This window comes from Streptomyces katrae, assembly GCF_000966975.1.
Taxonomy (GTDB): Bacteria; Actinomycetota; Actinomycetes; order Streptomycetales; family Streptomycetaceae; genus Streptomyces; species Streptomyces katrae.
In genome coordinates this window covers 1-237 of record NZ_JZWV01001829.1, presented here as the reverse complement: position 1 = coordinate 237, position 237 = coordinate 1, and the positions used below count along the sequence as shown (strand labels likewise).

At 74.7% G+C, this 237-nt stretch carries 1 pseudogene; it reads right to left on the bottom strand.

Annotated features, from left to right (window positions below):
- Positions 1 to 237 (bottom strand): annotated as a pseudogene (locus VR44_RS40720) (flavoprotein); the annotation flags it as partial.

The window sequence follows — 237 nt, the reverse complement described above, 5'->3', positions numbered from 1 at the left end:
GCATGGACGGTGAAGGGCTGGGCCTCGCGGTCGGCGTCGACGATCCGGTCACGGCCGGTGCGGGAGACGCCGGTGACCCGGGCGCTGAGGCGGACCTTGTCACCGAGAACGTCGGCGAGCGGCTGGAGGTAGCGCTCGGCCCAGTCGCCGCCGGTCGGGTAGGCCTTGGGGTCGGGCTTGACCCAGCCGGTGGGGGCCAGGAGCTTCTCGGCGGCGGGGTCGGTGACCTCGCCCCAG